Below are 15,834 nucleotides of genomic sequence, written 5' to 3'. Positions count from 1 at the left end.
CGCACCTCATCGATCCCACCGCGCCCGGACTGGTTCCGCCAGCCGGGCGAGGCATGCAGACGAACGTTTCTCCTGAGGTCACCGTCGTACCCCCCGATGGGCCTGTGTACGCCCGTTGCCTTCGGGTAGGCCGACGTACATGACAATCGCGGAGGCCGGAGGATAGTGGCGGTGTGGTGCGCGGACGGCTCCGACGACGGCCGGTGGGAGAGTCGTCGGACACAGGCCGGGCAACTCGCCGAGGCGGTGGAGAGCCTGGTGGCCTGTTGGCTCACGGCCGCGGAGGAGACCAGACCCCGGCTGCCCGCGCGGCAGCTGCTGGCGCTGCGGACGGTGAGGAGCCGTCCGGAACTCAATCTGACGGCCCTGGCCGAGCACCTGGGCGTCGGTCTGCCCACCGCGAGCCGACTCTGCGACCGGCTCGAGGCCGCGGGGCTGCTGGAGCGGACCGTGCAGCCCAGCAACCGGCGCGAGGTACAGCTCGTGGTGACCGTCTACGGACAACGCCTCCTCACCGACGTCGCCGAGCGCCGCGTACGGCGCCTCGCGTCCGTGTTCGAGGCGATGACCCCGGCTCAGCGCACCGCGCTGGAACACGGGCTCTCCGGTTTCCACCAGGCACACACGTCGAGCCGGGGATCCGAGGAGTCGGCGGACGGCTGACCGCTCCTCAGGACCCGGGCCGGGCGCGGCTGTCGGCGTGGCTGCCGGCCTGACCGTCCATGTGGCACAGCAGCAGACAGACGTCGTCGTCCCGCTCGGAGTCGCTCAGCATCGGTTCCAGGATGCGCTCCGCGGAGCCGTCCAGGTCCGCGTCCAGCTCCTCGGCACGGAACTTCCCGAGCTCCGCCGCCAGCCGCTCGATGCCGGGGTCTATGCCCTGGGCCCGCCGCTCCACCAGCCCGTCGGTGTAGAGCGCCAGCGTGGACCCCGGCTCCAGCGGCACCGTGTGGTCGGCGATCTCCTGGTGCAGCGGGATGCCGAGCATCGCCCCCGGCTTGGCGTCCAGGGTGCGCACCCGCCCGTCCGGGCCGCGCAGCACGGGCGGCGGATGACCCGCCGCCGCCCACGTCAGCACCGGCTCGCCGGGCTGGAAGCGGGCGATCACGGCGGTGGCGTACAGGTCGGGCTGGAGGTGGTGCAGGAACATGTGCAGCCGGGTCAGCAGCTCGCCCGGGCTGCCGCCGTCCACGGCGTAGGCGCGCAGTGCGGTGCGCAGCTGGCTCATCATCACCGCCGCGTGCAGCCCGTGCCCCGTCACGTCGCCGATGACGGTGATCAGGCTGCCGTCGGGCTGCCGGAACGCGTCGTACCAGTCGCCGCCGATGTTCAGCCCGTACGTCGCCGGCAGGTAACGGGCCGCCAGCCGCAGGCCGGGGGTGGTCGGCAGATCGGTCAGCAGGGCGCGCTGGAGGGTCTCGGCGATGTCCCGGTTGTGCTCGAAACGGCGGGCGTTGTCGAGCGCGCCGCCCGCCCGCCGGGTGAGTTCCACGAGCATGACGGCGTCGTCCGGGTTCCAGCGCTCGCCGGGCGGGGTCAGCGTCACGACGCCCAGGGGCGCGCTGCGGGTCGGCAGCGGTACGCACAGCAGGGACCGGCCGGGATGCAGCGCCGACGGCGGCTGGTCGTCCACCCCGGGCAGGCCCCCGGGGTCCGCGGCCGCGTACTGCGGCCGTCCGGTGCGGGCCGCGATCACGGCGGCCGCCGCACGCGGAACGGACGACACCCGCTCGTCCTCGGCGTCGAAGAGCCAGACGTCGGCCGTGCGGGCGTACTCGGGCACCAGCAGCTCGGGCAGCAGGCGGGCGATCTCCTCGTGGTTGAGCGAGGCCGTCAGCGCCGCGCTGGCGTCGGCGAGGAACGTCAGCCTGCGCCGGCCGTCCTCCGCCTCCCGGCGCGCCGCGCGCTCCGCCGCGAAGGCCTCGCGCTGCGCCCGTCCGGCGGCGTCCAGCTCGGCGTGCAGTGCCAGCACACCCTGGTTGGTCTGGTGCAGCTCCTCCCGGTGGAAGGCGACGAGCTCCTCCTGCTCGGCCAGTCGCTCCAGCACCAGGGCGGTGTCCTCGTCGGCGCCGAGCAGGGCCTCCGAGAGGGCGGTCGCGTCACCCGCCACGGCGTCGCAGACGGGGCCCGCGGCCGGCTCCGGGCAGGGCGCGGTGACGCACCACGGCCGCTCGCCGTCGGCGGGGGAGGGGGAGACCTCGACCCGCAGCGAGCCCGCGGCCACCGTCAGGACGAACTGCCAGCTGCCGCCCTTGGTCAGACACTGGCGCAGCCGCGCGCTGAGGGCGGCGGCCAGCCGGGTGCGTTCCAGCGGCGGTACACCGTACGCGGCGGCCACCCGCGCGGTGGTGATCCGCGCGCGTGCCGCTTCACTGACGGTGCTGATCGGCCAGGTGTGATTCATGGACCATCCGGCGGCGTCGGGGACAGGACGGCCACGGCGGTGTCGTCACGCACCGGGCGGGCGGAGCTGCCGGCGTCGCGGACCGTCACGGCCGCGGTGACGGCGGGGTCGCAGGACAGCAGGCGGGGGTCGACCGGCGGCGCCCAGCGGCTGGGCAGCCCGTCGCTGTGCAGGACGAGCAGACGGTCCGGGGCCCAGGCCGCCTCGGTCTCGGGCAGGGTCGTGGGCCGGTGCGCACCGACTATGCCGGGCCGGGACAGCAGATGGCGCCAGGAGTCGCCCTCGCGCAGCCGCGCCCCCACGTTGCCGACGCCGGCGAACAGCAGCCGTCCGGTCCGCAGGTCGAGCTGGGCCACCGCGACCGCGGCGCCCCTCGTACCGCGCAGCGCGGCGTCGAGCCGGCGCAGCAGTTCGGCCGGTGGCAGGTGGGGCGAGCGCTGGACCTCGTGGACCGCCGTGGTCGAGGCACGGGCGGCCTCGGGGCCGTGGCCCAGCCCGTCGGCCAGCATCAGGGTCAGCCGGTCGCCTTCACGGACACAGGTCCAGGCGTCCCCCGAGCACGCGGCGCCCCGGAAGGGGATGTTGACGCCGCCGACCCGCGCGGAGAACAAGGCGGACGCGGAGGAGGTGTCGTCCGGCGCGGTGGCCCCGGCCTGCCCGGGGGCCGGCTCACGACGGCCGCGGGTGCGGGCCGGGCCGCCGATCCGGGCCAGCGCGACCGTCCCGCGGCCCGGGGCGCTGTGCAGGTCGAAGTCGTCGGCGAGCCGCCGGCAGGTGCCCAGGCCGGCGCCCAGCGAGCCCGCCGTGGAGAACCCGTCGCCCAGGGCGGCGGGGACGTCGGACATGCCCGGCCCGTGGTCGACGGCGGCGATCTGCACGAGCAGGCCCTCCGGCCGTCCGCTCGGCGGGGTGACCGCCTCCACGAGGAGCTGTCCGCCGCGCGCGTGCTTGAGCAGGTTCGTCGCCAGCTCGGTCGCCACGAGGGCGGCGTCGGCGGTGCGCGACCGGTCCAGGCCCGCCAGTTCCGCCGCGCCCTCCGCCGCCACCCGCGCGTCGCGCACCCGCGTCGAGTCGTGCACCGGGACGTCCCACACGTGCGTCATCGTGACTCCTCACGCTGCCGCGGCGAGCGGGCCGCCCAGGAGGTCACCGTGACCGTGGTGCCGACACCGGGCGTGCTGTCGAGGGAGAACTCGTGCACCAGACGACGCGCCCCGCCGAGGCCGAGACCCAGCCCGCCGCCGGAGGTGTAGCCGTCGCTCAGCGCCCGCTCCGGGTCGGCGATGCCCGGCCCCTGGTCCGTGAACGTCAGCCGCAGCCCCTGGACCCGCCCGTCGCACACGTGCTCCGCCGCCAGTTCACCGCCACCGCCGTACACCAGGGTGTTGCGGGCCAGTTCGCTGGCCGCGGTGACCAGTTTGGTCTGGTCCACCAGGCCGAAGCCGAGCGCCGCGGCGGCCTGGCGCACGTGCTGCCGTACCCACACCAGGTCCAGGTCCGAGCGGATCGGCAGGCGGGCCTCGACGCCCGCGACCGTCCCGCTCACCGAGGCTCCCGGCGCGGGCCGCCCGGAGCCGTCATGGCGAGCAGATCGAGGGCCGCCTCGGTGTTGAGCGCGGTCCGCAGGCCGGGGAGCGAGAGCCCCAGCTCCACCAGCGTGATCGCCACCGCGGGGCGCATGCCGGCCACCACGGTCCGCGCGGCCAGCAGCCGGGAGCTCGCCGCGATCTCGGCCAGGACACGCCCCAGGAAGGAGTCGACGATCTCCACCCCGGAGATGTCGATGACCACGCCGGTCACCCGGTTGCGGACGATCTGCTCGGCGATGTCCTGCTGGAGCTGCTCCGCCGTACCGTCGTGCAGGTCGCCCTGGAGGGTGATCAGCAGGACGTCGCCGAGCCGGAGCACCGGCACGTGGGCCGTGGCCGAGAGGGAAAGGTCGTGGTTCACCGGGGACCCGCACCGCCGGGCGTCGCGAGCACGATGTCGGCACCCAGCCGGTGCAGGGCGTACCCCAGCGCGTCGGCGAGGCTCGACCGGGTGACCACCGTGCCCAGGTCCAGGCCGAGGTGCACGATGGTCTGCGCGATGGCGGGCCGGATGCCGGAGACGACGCACTCCGCGCCCATCAGCCGGACGGCCGCGACGGTCTTCATCAGGTGCTGCGCCACCAGCGAGTCGACCATCGGCACACCGGTGATGTCCAGGATCGCGAAGCGGGCCTGCTGGTCGACGACCGACGTCAGCAGCGTCTCCATCACGACCTGGCTGCGGGCACTGTCGAGCGTCCCGATGAGCGGTACGGCGACGATGCCGTCCCACAGCCGGATGACGGGGGTGGCGGCCTCCAGCAGCTCCACCTGTTGCCGGTCGATGAGGGCCTGGCCCTCGCTCAGCGAGGTCTCCAGGACCACCAGCCGCAGGGTGCCCATGAGCACGGTCAGCAGGGTCGTGCACTCCATGAGGTGCTCGGGCGTCGCCTCGGGCAGGTCGGCCACCAGCAGGTTCACGGCGGGCGGGCGGAGCCCGTCCACCTCGGTGGACACCTGGCCGGAGGTGAGCCCGAAGCGGGCGCGGGAGGCCACCATCCCGGCCAGTTGCTCGCGGACCGCGGTGAATCCGGCCGCGTCCGTGTCCGCCACGCGGCCGGTCTCGGCCACCTGGGCGAGCGCGTCGACGACGACCCGCCCCGCCTCCACCGCCTCGTCCCGCGAGACGGTGAACACCGTGCGGAACAGGGGTTCGTCGGCCCAGCGCTGGGCGATCTGCTCACGGCGGCGGTGCAGGAACTTCCCGACATCGCTCGCCGGCGTGGTGTGCTCTGCGGCCGTTTCGTGCTCCGGCACCTGTTTCTCTCCTCTTCCTGGTCGGCTTCTCTGTCGCCACCGCGAGCCCGCCGGAGGCGGTCGGTGGGCGGCGGGCTACGACGCGGGCCGTTTCCCGAACCAGTCGAGACACACGACCAGTGCGTCGTCGTCCGGCTCGGGCCTTCCCCGGTGCCCGGTCAGCCCGCGCAGCACCGCGGCCGGGACGTCCGCCGCCGGCAGCAGGGAGGCGTTGCCGACCGCCCGCGCGAGGGCGTGCTCGCCGTACGACTCGCCGCCCGGCGCCGCGACCCCGTGGACGCCGTCGCTGACGAAGAGCAGCCGGTCGCCGGGCAGCAGGGTGAGCTCCTGAGCCACGTAGTCGGTCTCCTCGAACATGCCCAGCGGCAGCTGCGCGTCGAGGTCCACGAGGGACAGGACCCGGTCGCGCAGGAGCAGCAGCTGCGGTGAGCCCGCGTCGACGACCCGCATCCGCCCCGTGGACAGCTCGATGTCCACCAGCAGGACCGACAGATGCGCCTCGCCCCGGTAGTGGGCGTAGAGCGCCTGGTCGGCCAGGGCCGCCTGGTCCTCGATCGGGATGCCGGCGCGGCGCGCGTTGCGCAGCGCGTTGATGCCGAGGCTGGTCAGCAGGGATGCCTCGATGCCCTCGCCCATCCCGTTGGTGACGTAGACCAGCAGATGGTCGGCGGACGCCTCCCAGTCGAAGTTGTCGCCGAAGATGGCGTAAGCGGGCTCGAGTTGGGCACCCAGGGCGTACTCCTCCCGGGCACACGAGCGGGCCGGGAGCAGCTGCCACTGTATCTCCGCCGCCAGCGTCAGCCGTTCCCTGCGGCGGGCCCGCGCGTACAGGTCGGTGTCGCGTTCGGCGACCACCAGCTCGTGCCCCAGGAGCTCCGCCAGCTCGGTGAGTTCGGCGAGGGACTCCCGGGTCCGCGCGGGCAGCGTCAGGGACAGCACGCCCAGCCGGTCGCCGCGCACGGTCACGGGCAGATGCGCCCGCACCCGGCCGTCGGCCGGCTCCTCGACGCACGGCTGCTGCGACCCGAAGGCCCGCCCGGGCGCGCTGCCCTGCACGGGCGCCGACTTCGTGCCGCTCGGTGCGGGCGGCACGGGCAGCAGTACCGTCAGCCCGTAGTCGGCCAGCCGCAGCTCCACGGCCTCCGCCGCGTACTGGGTGCGCAGCACCTGGCTCAGGGCGTCCGGAAGCTGGTGCGGGGCCGCGGAGCGCAGGGCGCGCCCGGCGGAGACGAGTCTGTTCACGCGGTCGGTCACCGTGTTCCCCGGAATGCCGTGGCGTCGAGCCCGTGGCGCCCCCGGCGGCGGGGGCGGGCTGACAGCCGTCGAGAAGCCTGCGAGAGTGTGACGGTGATGTCCCCCTCCTCGCGTCCGCAGCCACTCCAGGTGGCGCGTGTGACCTCAGAGGCGGCGGAGCTGCTGGAAGTCCTCTGGGGCCGTGCCTCGACGGCACCGGTCTCCGCCTCCCAGTTGCGCGTGCTGTTCATCCTGGAGCACCACGAAGGCATCAACCTGCGCACCCTCGCCGAGTTCCTCGGTTCCACGCCGCCCTCCACCAGCCGCCTGTGCGACCGCCTCCAGGCCGTCGGCTTCATCGAGCGGAGGGTCGCCGCCGAGAGCCGCCGGGAGCTGGAACTCTTCCTGAGCCGTCGTGGGAGTGCCTTCCTCGCCGACCTCAGATCACGCCGTGAGGCCGCGCTGGAAAGTGTGCTGGAGCAGATGCCCGCCGCGCAGCGGGCCGCGCTGCTGAGAGGGCTGGAGGCGTTCTGTTCGGCCGCGGCCGAACAGATCCACGACTCCGACGCCACTGACGCCCGAACCGCCTGACGGTGCCCCCGGTTGATGGGGTTCGCCCACAGGCACATCCGTCTTCCCTCCCGCATCACTGTCCCGCTCACTCTGTTGCCTTATGTACACAGTTGTCAAATGACAAGTATTGGACGGCAGTCGACCGTTCCTGCGCGTTTTCCGATGTCCGCCGAACGGCCGCCGCAAGGCCGCGGGTCAGTCCTGCGAGCCCTCCGAGAGCTGCTGCCGGTCGACGAGCTCCAGTGCCTCGTCGACCTTCTCGGATATGGGCACCGTGAGACTGACCCCGGTGAGGTCCAGGACCCGGCGCACGGCCGGCGTGGGAGCGATCACGTGCACGCTCCCCGGCAGACCCCGGGCCTCCTGGTACACCCGCAGGATGATGTTCATGCCGGACGAGTCCATGAACGGAACCGCCGAGAGGTCGAGGAGGAAATGTCGTCGGCCGTGGTGCAGCTGATTGGCCAGATGCGCCTGTAGATCGGTCGCGGTGTCGAGGTCGAGATGGCCTTCGACCGTGACCAGGGCGACGTCCTCGCGAGGCAGGGTGACCTCGACGGACAGGGGGTTCTGGGCAATGGACACACGTACCTCCGAAAGCTGACGGTCGGGAGCGTCTACCCCGGTGGGCGACTTCGATGCGCGGCGACGGCCGGCGAGGACGCGCGGGAGACCGCACGGGACGATCGTCATGTTCCGTGTGTCCTGCCCTTCCGCCTGCGGATCCCCGACCTGGTGTCGCGCACAGGCGGATACCCCCGAACCTCTCCACCATGCACACCCGACGGAAGACCGCGAGAGGACGCGCTAGCGCAGCCGGATGCCCACGATGCACGTGTCGTCGTCCGTGTCGGACCTGCTGTAGGTGAGCAGCCGGTCCAGTTGCTGGTCCAGCGTCGGCGGCACCGTGCGGGCCTGCACCAGCAACTGGGTCAGCGACTCCTCCACGGACCGGTCGCGCCGCTCGATCAGGCCGTCGGTGTACATCAGCAGGGTGTCGTCGGCCGCCAGCTGGACCTCCTCCTCCTCGTACACCGTCTCCGGTACGGCGCCCAGCAGCATCCCCTTCAACAGGGGCAGCGGCGCCGCCTGGGCGTCCCGCACCAGCACCGGCGGCAGATGGCCCGCCCTCGCCCAGCGCAGGGTGTGCCGGGAGGGGTCGTACAGGCCGCACACGGCCGTGGCCGTGATCGAACCGGTCAGATGGTGGGCGACGATGTTGAGCCAGGACAGCAGCTGACCGGGCCCCGCCCCGGTCACCGCCAGTCCGCGCAGCGCGTTGCGCAGCACGACCATGCTGGTCGCCGCCTCGATGCCGTGCCCGGCCACGTCGCCCACGCACAGCATCACCAGCCGGGAGGGCAGCACGACGGCGTCGTACCAGTCGCCACCCACCAGGTGCTCCTCCTCGGCAGGCCGGTAGCGGACCGCCACCTGGAGCCCGGGGGCCTCCAGCGGCGCCCGGGTGGGCGGCATGATGGCGTGCTGGAGCTGGAGGGCCAGCCTGCTGCGCTCGCTCGCGTGCTGCTCGCTCTGCGCGAGCTGGTCGCGGGTGGCGGCGAGCGCCACCTCCGTCCAGTGCTGCGCGGAGATGTCCTGGTACGCGCCGCGCACGGCGACCAGCCGTTCGTCGGCGTCGAGCACCGGCTCGGCGACGATCCGCATGTGCCGGGTCACCCCGTCCGGCCGCTGGAGCCGGAAGGCGGCGGAAGCCGGACGGCGGCCGTGCAGCAGCGTGCGCAGCAGCCGGCCGACGACGACCGCGTCATCGGGATGGGTGTGCGCCGCCAGCTCCTCCAACGGCACCGGCGGGCTCGACTCGGGCCGCCCGTACAGGGTGAACAGCTGCCCGTTCCAGGTGGTCTCGCCGGTGAGCAGGTCCTCCTCGAAGCCGCCGATGCGGCCGAGTCGCTGGGCGTTCTGCAACAGGCTGGCCAGGCGCGCCGTCTCGTCCTCGATCCGCCAGATCAGCAGCACGCAACTGCCGTGCCGGCTGATGCTGAGGTCCGCGACCGCGGCCAGCGGCACCTCGCCGACCAACGCGGTCAGGCTCATCCGGCGCGCCCGGAACGGCTCGCCGGTGGTATGCACGCGCTCGATCCGCTGGAAGAGGTCACCGCCTCCGGCGGCCATCGGATAGGCCTCGAGCAGCAGCGCCCCGTTGACCACGGCGCGGGGCCGGCCCGCCGGGTCGAGGAAGCGGTCGTTGACGTGCTGGATGCGGAAGTCGACCAGCTTTCCCGCCGCGTCGACGTGCGGCACCAGGACCAGCGCCGGGTCGTGCAGCCCGTCCGTCAGGTCCATCAGCTCCGCCGTGTCCGGCAGGAGGAGCGGCTGCTGGTCGGGGCCCCGGACATGCGCGTACGCCTGGAGCGTGTGGGCGCACAGGTCCGCCAGGGCCTCCACCTGTCGCACCACCGCGGGCGGCTGCCGGTCCAGCGGGGCCGGCCAGGCGATCTCCAGGATCCCGTCCACGCGTCCCGCGCTGCCGGCGGGCACGGCCGCCCGGCCGCCGTCCGGGTGCAGATGGCGGCCGATGGTGGGCAGCCCGGTCCGGGCGAGCGACTCGATCCACTGGGTCGCCCCCTCGGTGAGGCTGCTGCGTGCCACCGTGGCGACGTCCGGCGGCACGTACCGCCAGCGCTCGGCCTCACCGGGGGAGAACCCCGCGCTGCCGGCGAGGGTCAGCGAACCGTCGGAGCCCGCCGCCCAGATCGCCACGGCGACCGCGCCCAGCGGCCCCAGCGCGTGCTGGAGCAGGGAGTCGGCGACGGCCTGGGTGTCGTGCGCCGCCGCCAGCGCCCCGCTCTCGGCCGCCCGCAGCCGCACGGCCGCCGACTGCTCCGCGGGATCCTCCGGCCTTCCGACGGCCGCCAGGAAGGCCTCCGTCACCTCCGACACCCGGTCCTTGGCCGCCTGGTTGATGACGTCCACCGCGAACTCCAGCGGACTCAGGCCGGACTGCCCGGCCAGCACGGACAGCTGCTGTGCCGCCTCGCTCGGGCCACATCCGAGGCGCTCCACCAGGATGCCCTTCGCGAGTTCGACCAGGGCGCGCCCGTCGGCCTCCGCCTGGGCCTCCAGGACCTCCCGGCGCAGCCGGTCCACGGTGGCGGCGAGCCGGCCCACGGGTGAGGGCGTGGCGGCGCCCTCCGGCTTCGGCGGGCTCACGCCCTCCTCGGGCCCGGGCTGCTCTCCGGTCGGTGCGGGCAGGGGTCGGCCCTCACCGGGTTTGGTGGGCTGTGCGGGAATGCTCACGGTGTGCGGACTCCTCGGCTGGGACGCCTGGTGGCTCGGGCGGGGCGAACGTCCTCAGACGGTCAGCCAGCGTCGGACGCAGGACATGAGGTCATGGGTGTCGACGGGCTTGGTGACATAGTCGCTGGCCCCCGAGTCGAGGCTCTTCTCCCGGTCCCCGGGCATGGCCTTCGCGGTCACCGCGACGATGGGCAGGTCGGCGTACTCGGACATACGGCGGATCTCGGCCGTGGCGGTGTACCCGTCCATCTCGGGCATCATCACGTCCATCAGCACCAGCGCGATGTCCGGGTTGTTGCGCAGTGTGTCGATCCCCTCGCGCCCGTTCTCCGCGTGCAGGACCCGGATGCCGTGCAGTTCCAGGATCCCGCTGAGCGCGAACAGGTTGCGCGCGTCGTCGTCGACGACCAGCACCGTCCGGCCCACGACGGCGTCGTCCGGGAGGTGCGGCGCCACGTGCTGGGGCTCGTCCGGACGGACCAGGGCGAGCACGTCCCCCGGCTGCTCGGCCGAGAGATGCAGAGTGATGCGCTCGCGCAGCTCGTCCAGGCTGGACAGGAACTCCATCGGCTTGCCGGCCGCCCGGGACTGGAGACTCTCCTCCTGGGCCAGGTCCGCGCGGTGTCCGCTGTGCACGAGCACCGGCACGCCCGTCAGCACCGAGTCGTCGTGGAGGGCCTCCAGGAACCGGGACGCCTCCGCGTCGGGCATGCCCAGTTCCAGGACGACGCAGTGGCAGGGCTCGGCGGCCAGCGCGCCCGCGGCCTCGTGCGCCCCGACGGCGGTGACGATGTCGACCGGCGCGGCCGACGTGCCGTCCTCCCGGCCGCGTGCCATGTCCGCCACGACGCTCTCGGCGACCAGGGTCAGCAGGCCGCGGGGCCGCTCCTCCACCACCAGCAGCCGACGCGGCCGACGTGCCGTTCCGGTGACCGTGGGCGTACCGGGGGAGCCGAGGGGGATCGCCGCGGGCGGCCCGGCGAGGGCGCGCTCCACCGGCCCGCCCCCTTCGACGACCTCCTGGAAGTCCCGCCGCGCGACCGGCAGGTAGAGCGTGAAGGTGCTGCCCCGGCCCGGTGTGCTGTCCACGGTGACCGCGCCGCCGAGCAGATGCGCGATCTCCCGCGTGATGGACAGCCCCAGGCCCGTGCCGCCGTACTTGCGGCTGGTCGTGCCGTCCGCCTGCTGGAAGGCGCCGAAAATGGTCTCCAGCTGCTGCTCCGGAATGCCGATGCCGGTGTCCTTCACCCGGAACGCCACCACGGTGCTGCCGCGGACCACGCTGCTCGGCACCTCCTCGTCGGAGGCCGGTTCGATGCGCAGCTCGACACTGCCCTGCTCGGTGAACTTCACCGCGTTGGACAGCAGGTTGCGCAGCACCTGGCGCAGCCGGGAGTCGTCGGTGAGCAGGTCGGCGGGGGCGCCGGTGGCCGTGCTCACCGTGAACTCGAGGCTCTTCTGCGTCGTCATGGGCCGGAAGGTCGCCTCGACGTACTCGATGAGCTGCCGCAGCGACACCTGTTCCGGCGAGACGTCCATCTTGCCGGCCTCGACCTTCGACAGATCCAGGATGTCGTTGATCAGCTGGAGCAGGTCCGAGCCGGCCGAGTGGATGATGCCCGCGTACTCGACCTGCTTCGGGGTGAGGTTGCGCGAGGGGTTCTGGGCCAGCAACTGGGCCAGGATGAGCAGGCTGTTGAGCGGGGTGCGCAGCTCGTGGCTCATGTTCGCCAGGAACTCCGACTTGTACTTCGACGCCAGGGACAGCTGCTGCGCCCGCGCCTCCAGCTCCTGCCGGGCCTGCTCGATCTGGAGGTTCTTCGCCTCGATGTCACGGTTCTGCGCGACCAGCAGGGAGGCCTTCTCCTCCAGTTCGGCGTTGGAGTGCTGGAGCTCCTCCTGCTGGGACTGCAACTCGGCGGACCGGGCCTGGAGTTCGGCGGTCAGCCGCTGGGACTCGTCGAGCAGCTCGTCCGTGCGGGCGTTCGCCACGATCGTGTTGACGTTGACGCCGATGGTCACCCTCAGCTGTTCCAGGAAGTCCCGGTGGATCTGCGTGAACGAGCCGACCGACGCCAGTTCGATGACGCCGAGCACCTGCCCCTCGAAGACGATGGGCAGCAGGACCAGGGCGCTGGGCTCCACCTGGCCGAGGCCCGAGGAGATGGTGACGTAACCGGCCGGCAGCTCGTCGACGATGATCGTCCGGCGGCTGCGCGCGGCCTGGCCGACCAGCGAGCGGCCGAACGGGATACGGGTGGGACGGTCGTCGTCGGCGGGGTAGCCGTAGGCGCCCACGAGCCGCAGCTCCGGGCCTTGCTCGCCGTCCTCGGCGAGATGGAAGGCACCGAACTGGGCCGACACCAGCGGCACCAGCTCGTCCATGATCAGCTCGGCGACCACGGGCAGGTCGCGGTGGCCCTGCATGAGGCCGGAGATACGCGCCAGGTTGGTCTTGAGCCAGTCCTGCTCCTGATTGGCCCGGGTGGTCTCGCGCAGGGACTCCACCATCGAGTTGATGTTGTCCTTGAGCTCGGCGACCTCGCCGGAGGCGACCACGGTGATCGACCGGGTCAGATCGCCCTCCGCGACGGCGCTCGTGACCCCCGCGATCGCGCGCACCTGCCGGGTCAGGTTCCCGGCCAGCTCGTTGACGTTCTCCGTGAGGCGCTTCCAGGTGCCCGAGACGCCCTCCACCTCGGCCTGACCGCCGAGGCGGCCTTCGGTGCCGACCTCGCGGGCGACGCGGGTGACCTCGTCGGCGAAGGCGGAGAGCTGGTCGACCATGGTGTTGATGGTCGTCTTGAGCTCGAGGATCTCGCCGCGGGCGTCCACGTCGATCTTCTTCGACAGGTCGCCCTTGGCCACCGCCGTGGTCACCAGCGCGATGTTGCGGACCTGGCCGGTGAGGTTGTTGGCCATCGAGTTGACGTTGTCGGTGAGGTCCTTCCAGGTGCCGGCCACGTTCGGCACCTGCGCCTGACCGCCGAGCCGTCCCTCGGTGCCGACCTCGCGGGCCACGCGGGTCACCTCGTCGGCGAACGCGGACAGCGTGTCCACCATCGTGTTGATGACGTCCGCCAGCGCGGCGACCTCGCCCTTGGCCTCGACGGTGATCTTCTGCGAGAGGTCGCCGCGGGCCACGGCGGTGGCGACCTGGGCGATGGAGCGCACCTGGCCCGTCAGGTTCGACGCCATGACGTTGACGTTGTCGGTGAGGTCCTTCCAGGTGCCCGAGACCCCGCGGACCGTGGCCTGTCCACCCAGGTTGCCCGCCGTGCCGACCTCGCGGGCGACGCGGGTGACCTCGTCGGCGAAGGCGGAGAGCTGGTCGACCATCGTGTTGATGGTGTTCTTGAGTTCGAGGATCTCGCCGCGGGCGTCGACGGTGATCTTCTGGGAGAGGTCGCCCTTGGCCACCGCGGTCGCCACCTGGGCGACGTTGCGGACCTGGTTGGTGAGGTTTCCGGCCATGAAGTTGACCGAATCGGTGAGGTCCCGCCAGGTGCCCTTGACCCCCTTGACGTCGGCCTGGCCGCCGAGGCGGCCTTCGGTGCCGACCTCGCGGGCGACGCGGGTGACCTCGTCGGCGAAGGCGGAGAGCTGGTCGACCATCGTGTTGATGGTGTTCTTGAGTTCGAGGATCTCGCCGCGGGCGTCGACGGTGATCTTCTGGGAGAGGTCGCCCTTGGCCACCGCCGTGGTCACCTGGGCGACGTTGCGGACCTGGTTGGTGAGGTTTCCGGCCATGAAGTTGACCGAATCGGTGAGGTCCCGCCACACCCCGGCGACTCCGGGCACCTGCGCCTGGCCGCCGAGGCGGCCTTCGGTGCCGACCTCGCGGGCGACGCGGGTGACCTCGTCGGCGAAGGCGGAGAGCTGGTCGACCATCGTGTTGACGGTCTCCTTCAGCTGAAGGATCTCGCCCCGGGCCGGCACGTCGATCTTCTGTGAGAGGTCGCCCTTGGCCACCGCGGTCGCCACCTGGGCGATGTCCCGCACCTGGGTCGTCAGGTTGCCCGCCATGGCGTTCACGGAGTCCGTCAGGTCGGCCCAGGTCCCGGAGACCCCCGGCACCTCCGCCTGGCCGCCCAGGGTGCCCTCGGTGCCCACCTCCCGGGCCACCCGGGTGACCTCGGAGGTGAAGACGGACAGCTGGTCGACCATGCCGTTGAAAACGGTGGCGATGTCACCCAGCAGGCCGTCGCCGTCGGTGGGCAACCGGGTACCGAAGTCCCCGTCGCGTACGGCCGTCAGGCCGGCCAGGAGCTGCCTGAGCTCGTGGTCACCGGGAACCGTGTCCAGGGACTCGGTCGCGTTGCTGGTCATGCCTACCCTCGTTCCGCTCCCCAGGAGCCCCCGGGCGGGGGCTCGAAACCGGGCCGCCCGGGTGGACGGCCCCGCATGTCGTGCGTGGATTTCCGCAGTTCACAGATGTGCGCGATGAGAGAAATCCGCCGCAGGCTAACCCACCGGAGCGCGGTGCAACAAAGCCTCACGTCACTTCGTGCACACAGGAATTCCAGAAGACGGGCACCACGCATACACGAACGGAAGCGGGGTACACGGACAGCTTTGCCCGGGACGGCGACAGCCGTCCCGGGCAATGTCACGACCGGTTCTCCGGGGTCAGGCGACCTCGGATCCCAGCAGACCGGTCCGCAGCCGCTGCACCATGCGGCTGATCAGTCGTGACACATGCATCTGGGAGATGCCGAGCTCCCTGCCGATCTCCGCCTGCGTCCGCTCCTCGACGAACCGCATATGGATGATCCGCCGCTCCCGCTCGTCGAGTTCGGCGATGAGCGGGGCCAACGAGTGGAAGTCCTCCACCAGTTCCAGCGCAGGCTCCTCGGCGCCGAGGAAGTCGGCCAGCACGGACTCGCCGTCCGCGCCGCCGTCGGAGGTCAGGGCCGCGTCGAGGGAGGCGGAGGTGTAGCCGTTGGACGCCTTGCGCGCCTCGATGACCTCCTCCTCCGACAGCGACATCAGCTGCGACAACTCACGCGTGGTGGGCATCCGGCCCAGCCGCGTCTGCAACTCCTCCGTGGCCTTGGCCAGTTCGACCCGTGCCTCCTGGAGCCTGCGCGGCACGTGCACGGCCCAGCTCGTGTCCCGGAAGAACCGCTTGATCTCGCCGACGATGTACGGAATGGCGAACGAGGTGAACTCGACCTCGCGGGTCAGCTCGAACCGGTCGATGGCCTTGATCAGCCCGATCGTGCCGACCTGGACGATGTCCTCCATGGAATCGCCCCGGCCGCGGAAGCGGGAGGCCGCGTACCGCACCAGGGACAGGTTCATCTCGATCAGGGTGTTGCGTACGTACTGGTACTCGTGGGTGCCCTCCTCCACGACGGCCAGCCGGTCGAAGAAGCGGCGCGAGAGCTCGCGCGCGTCCTTCGGGCTCACCTGGGTGGGCATCTCGATGAGCGGAACCCCTCCTTGCGGGCTCTCCGTGCCCGCCCGCACTGCCGTGGCCGTCGTTGCGTGTGCCGTCACGGCATTCATGCCGCTCAC

At 72.2% G+C, this 15,834-nt stretch carries 12 protein-coding genes; 2 read left to right on the top strand and 10 right to left on the bottom strand.

The window, feature by feature from the left end; genetic code table 11:
• The first annotated feature begins 171 nt into the window (after positions 1 to 171).
• Positions 172 to 663 carry a MarR family winged helix-turn-helix transcriptional regulator gene (locus tag G9272_RS03815; protein WP_171401828.1) on the top strand — a complete coding sequence of 164 codons (492 nt, stop codon included), beginning with the start codon at positions 172 to 174 and terminating at the stop codon, positions 661 to 663.
• Between the two features lie 7 nt (positions 664 to 670).
• Here G9272_RS03815 and G9272_RS03810 read toward each other — a convergent pair whose 3' ends face one another.
• From G9272_RS03810 to G9272_RS03785, 6 genes are all read right to left on the bottom strand, one after another.
• Positions 671 to 2,404 carry a PP2C family protein-serine/threonine phosphatase gene (locus tag G9272_RS03810; RefSeq protein ID WP_171395199.1) on the bottom strand — a complete coding sequence of 578 codons (1,734 nt, stop codon included), beginning with the start codon at positions 2,402 to 2,404 and terminating at the stop codon, positions 671 to 673.
• On the bottom strand, positions 2,401 to 3,507 hold the full coding sequence (locus tag G9272_RS03805; RefSeq protein ID WP_171395198.1) for an ATP-binding SpoIIE family protein phosphatase: 1,107 nt from the start codon (positions 3,505 to 3,507) through the stop codon (positions 2,401 to 2,403). The genes G9272_RS03810 and G9272_RS03805 overlap by 4 nt, the downstream gene beginning before the upstream one ends.
• Positions 3,504 to 3,950 carry an anti-sigma regulatory factor gene (locus G9272_RS03800; RefSeq protein ID WP_171395197.1) on the bottom strand — a complete coding sequence of 149 codons (447 nt, stop codon included), beginning with the start codon at positions 3,948 to 3,950 and terminating at the stop codon, positions 3,504 to 3,506. The genes G9272_RS03805 and G9272_RS03800 overlap by 4 nt, the downstream gene beginning before the upstream one ends.
• Positions 3,947 to 4,354 carry an STAS domain-containing protein gene (locus G9272_RS03795; protein WP_171395196.1) on the bottom strand — a complete coding sequence of 136 codons (408 nt, stop codon included), beginning with the start codon at positions 4,352 to 4,354 and terminating at the stop codon, positions 3,947 to 3,949. Before G9272_RS03795 ends, G9272_RS03800 begins: the two co-directional genes overlap by 4 nt.
• Entirely contained in the window at positions 4,351 to 5,250 is a 900-nt protein-coding gene (locus G9272_RS03790) for an STAS domain-containing protein (protein ID WP_171395195.1), read from the bottom strand. Before G9272_RS03790 ends, G9272_RS03795 begins: the two co-directional genes overlap by 4 nt.
• Before the next feature lie 75 nt (positions 5,251 to 5,325).
• A complete protein-coding gene (locus tag G9272_RS03785) occupies positions 5,326 to 6,492 on the bottom strand; it encodes a PP2C family protein-serine/threonine phosphatase (RefSeq protein WP_171395194.1) in 1,167 nt (388 codons plus the stop codon).
• Between the two features lie 108 nt (positions 6,493 to 6,600).
• On the opposite strand from G9272_RS03785, the gene G9272_RS03780 reads away from it, so the two are divergent.
• Positions 6,601 to 7,074 carry a MarR family winged helix-turn-helix transcriptional regulator gene (locus tag G9272_RS03780; RefSeq protein WP_171395193.1) on the top strand — a complete coding sequence of 158 codons (474 nt, stop codon included), beginning with the start codon at positions 6,601 to 6,603 and terminating at the stop codon, positions 7,072 to 7,074.
• A 177-nt stretch (positions 7,075 to 7,251) separates the two neighbouring features.
• Here the strand turns inward: G9272_RS03780 and G9272_RS03775 are convergent, their stop codons facing one another.
• From G9272_RS03775 to G9272_RS03760, 4 genes are all read right to left on the bottom strand, one after another.
• Positions 7,252 to 7,641: an STAS domain-containing protein gene (locus G9272_RS03775; RefSeq protein ID WP_171395192.1), complete on the bottom strand. Its 390-nt coding sequence runs from the start codon at positions 7,639 to 7,641 to the stop codon at positions 7,252 to 7,254.
• Between the two features lie 222 nt (positions 7,642 to 7,863).
• Positions 7,864 to 10,314 carry a SpoIIE family protein phosphatase gene (locus G9272_RS03770; protein ID WP_171395191.1) on the bottom strand — a complete coding sequence of 817 codons (2,451 nt, stop codon included), beginning with the start codon at positions 10,312 to 10,314 and terminating at the stop codon, positions 7,864 to 7,866.
• 54 nt (positions 10,315 to 10,368) lie between these two features.
• The gene (locus G9272_RS03765) at positions 10,369 to 14,643 is read right to left on the bottom strand and encodes a HAMP domain-containing protein (RefSeq protein WP_171395190.1); all 4,275 of its coding nucleotides are present in this window, start codon (positions 14,641 to 14,643) and stop codon (positions 10,369 to 10,371) included.
• A 300-nt stretch (positions 14,644 to 14,943) separates the two neighbouring features.
• Positions 14,944 to 15,825, bottom strand: coding sequence for an RNA polymerase sigma factor SigF (locus G9272_RS03760; RefSeq protein WP_171395189.1), 882 nt, complete (start codon positions 15,823 to 15,825; stop codon positions 14,944 to 14,946).
• Positions 15,826 to 15,834: the final 9 nt, after the last annotated feature.

Origin of the sequence: Streptomyces asoensis (genome assembly GCF_013085465.1) — a bacterium.
Taxonomy (GTDB): Bacteria; Actinomycetota; Actinomycetes; order Streptomycetales; family Streptomycetaceae; genus Streptomyces; species Streptomyces cacaoi_A.
The sequence above is the reverse complement of the archived record's forward strand: the minus strand, read 5'-3'. Positions and strand labels throughout refer to the sequence as shown.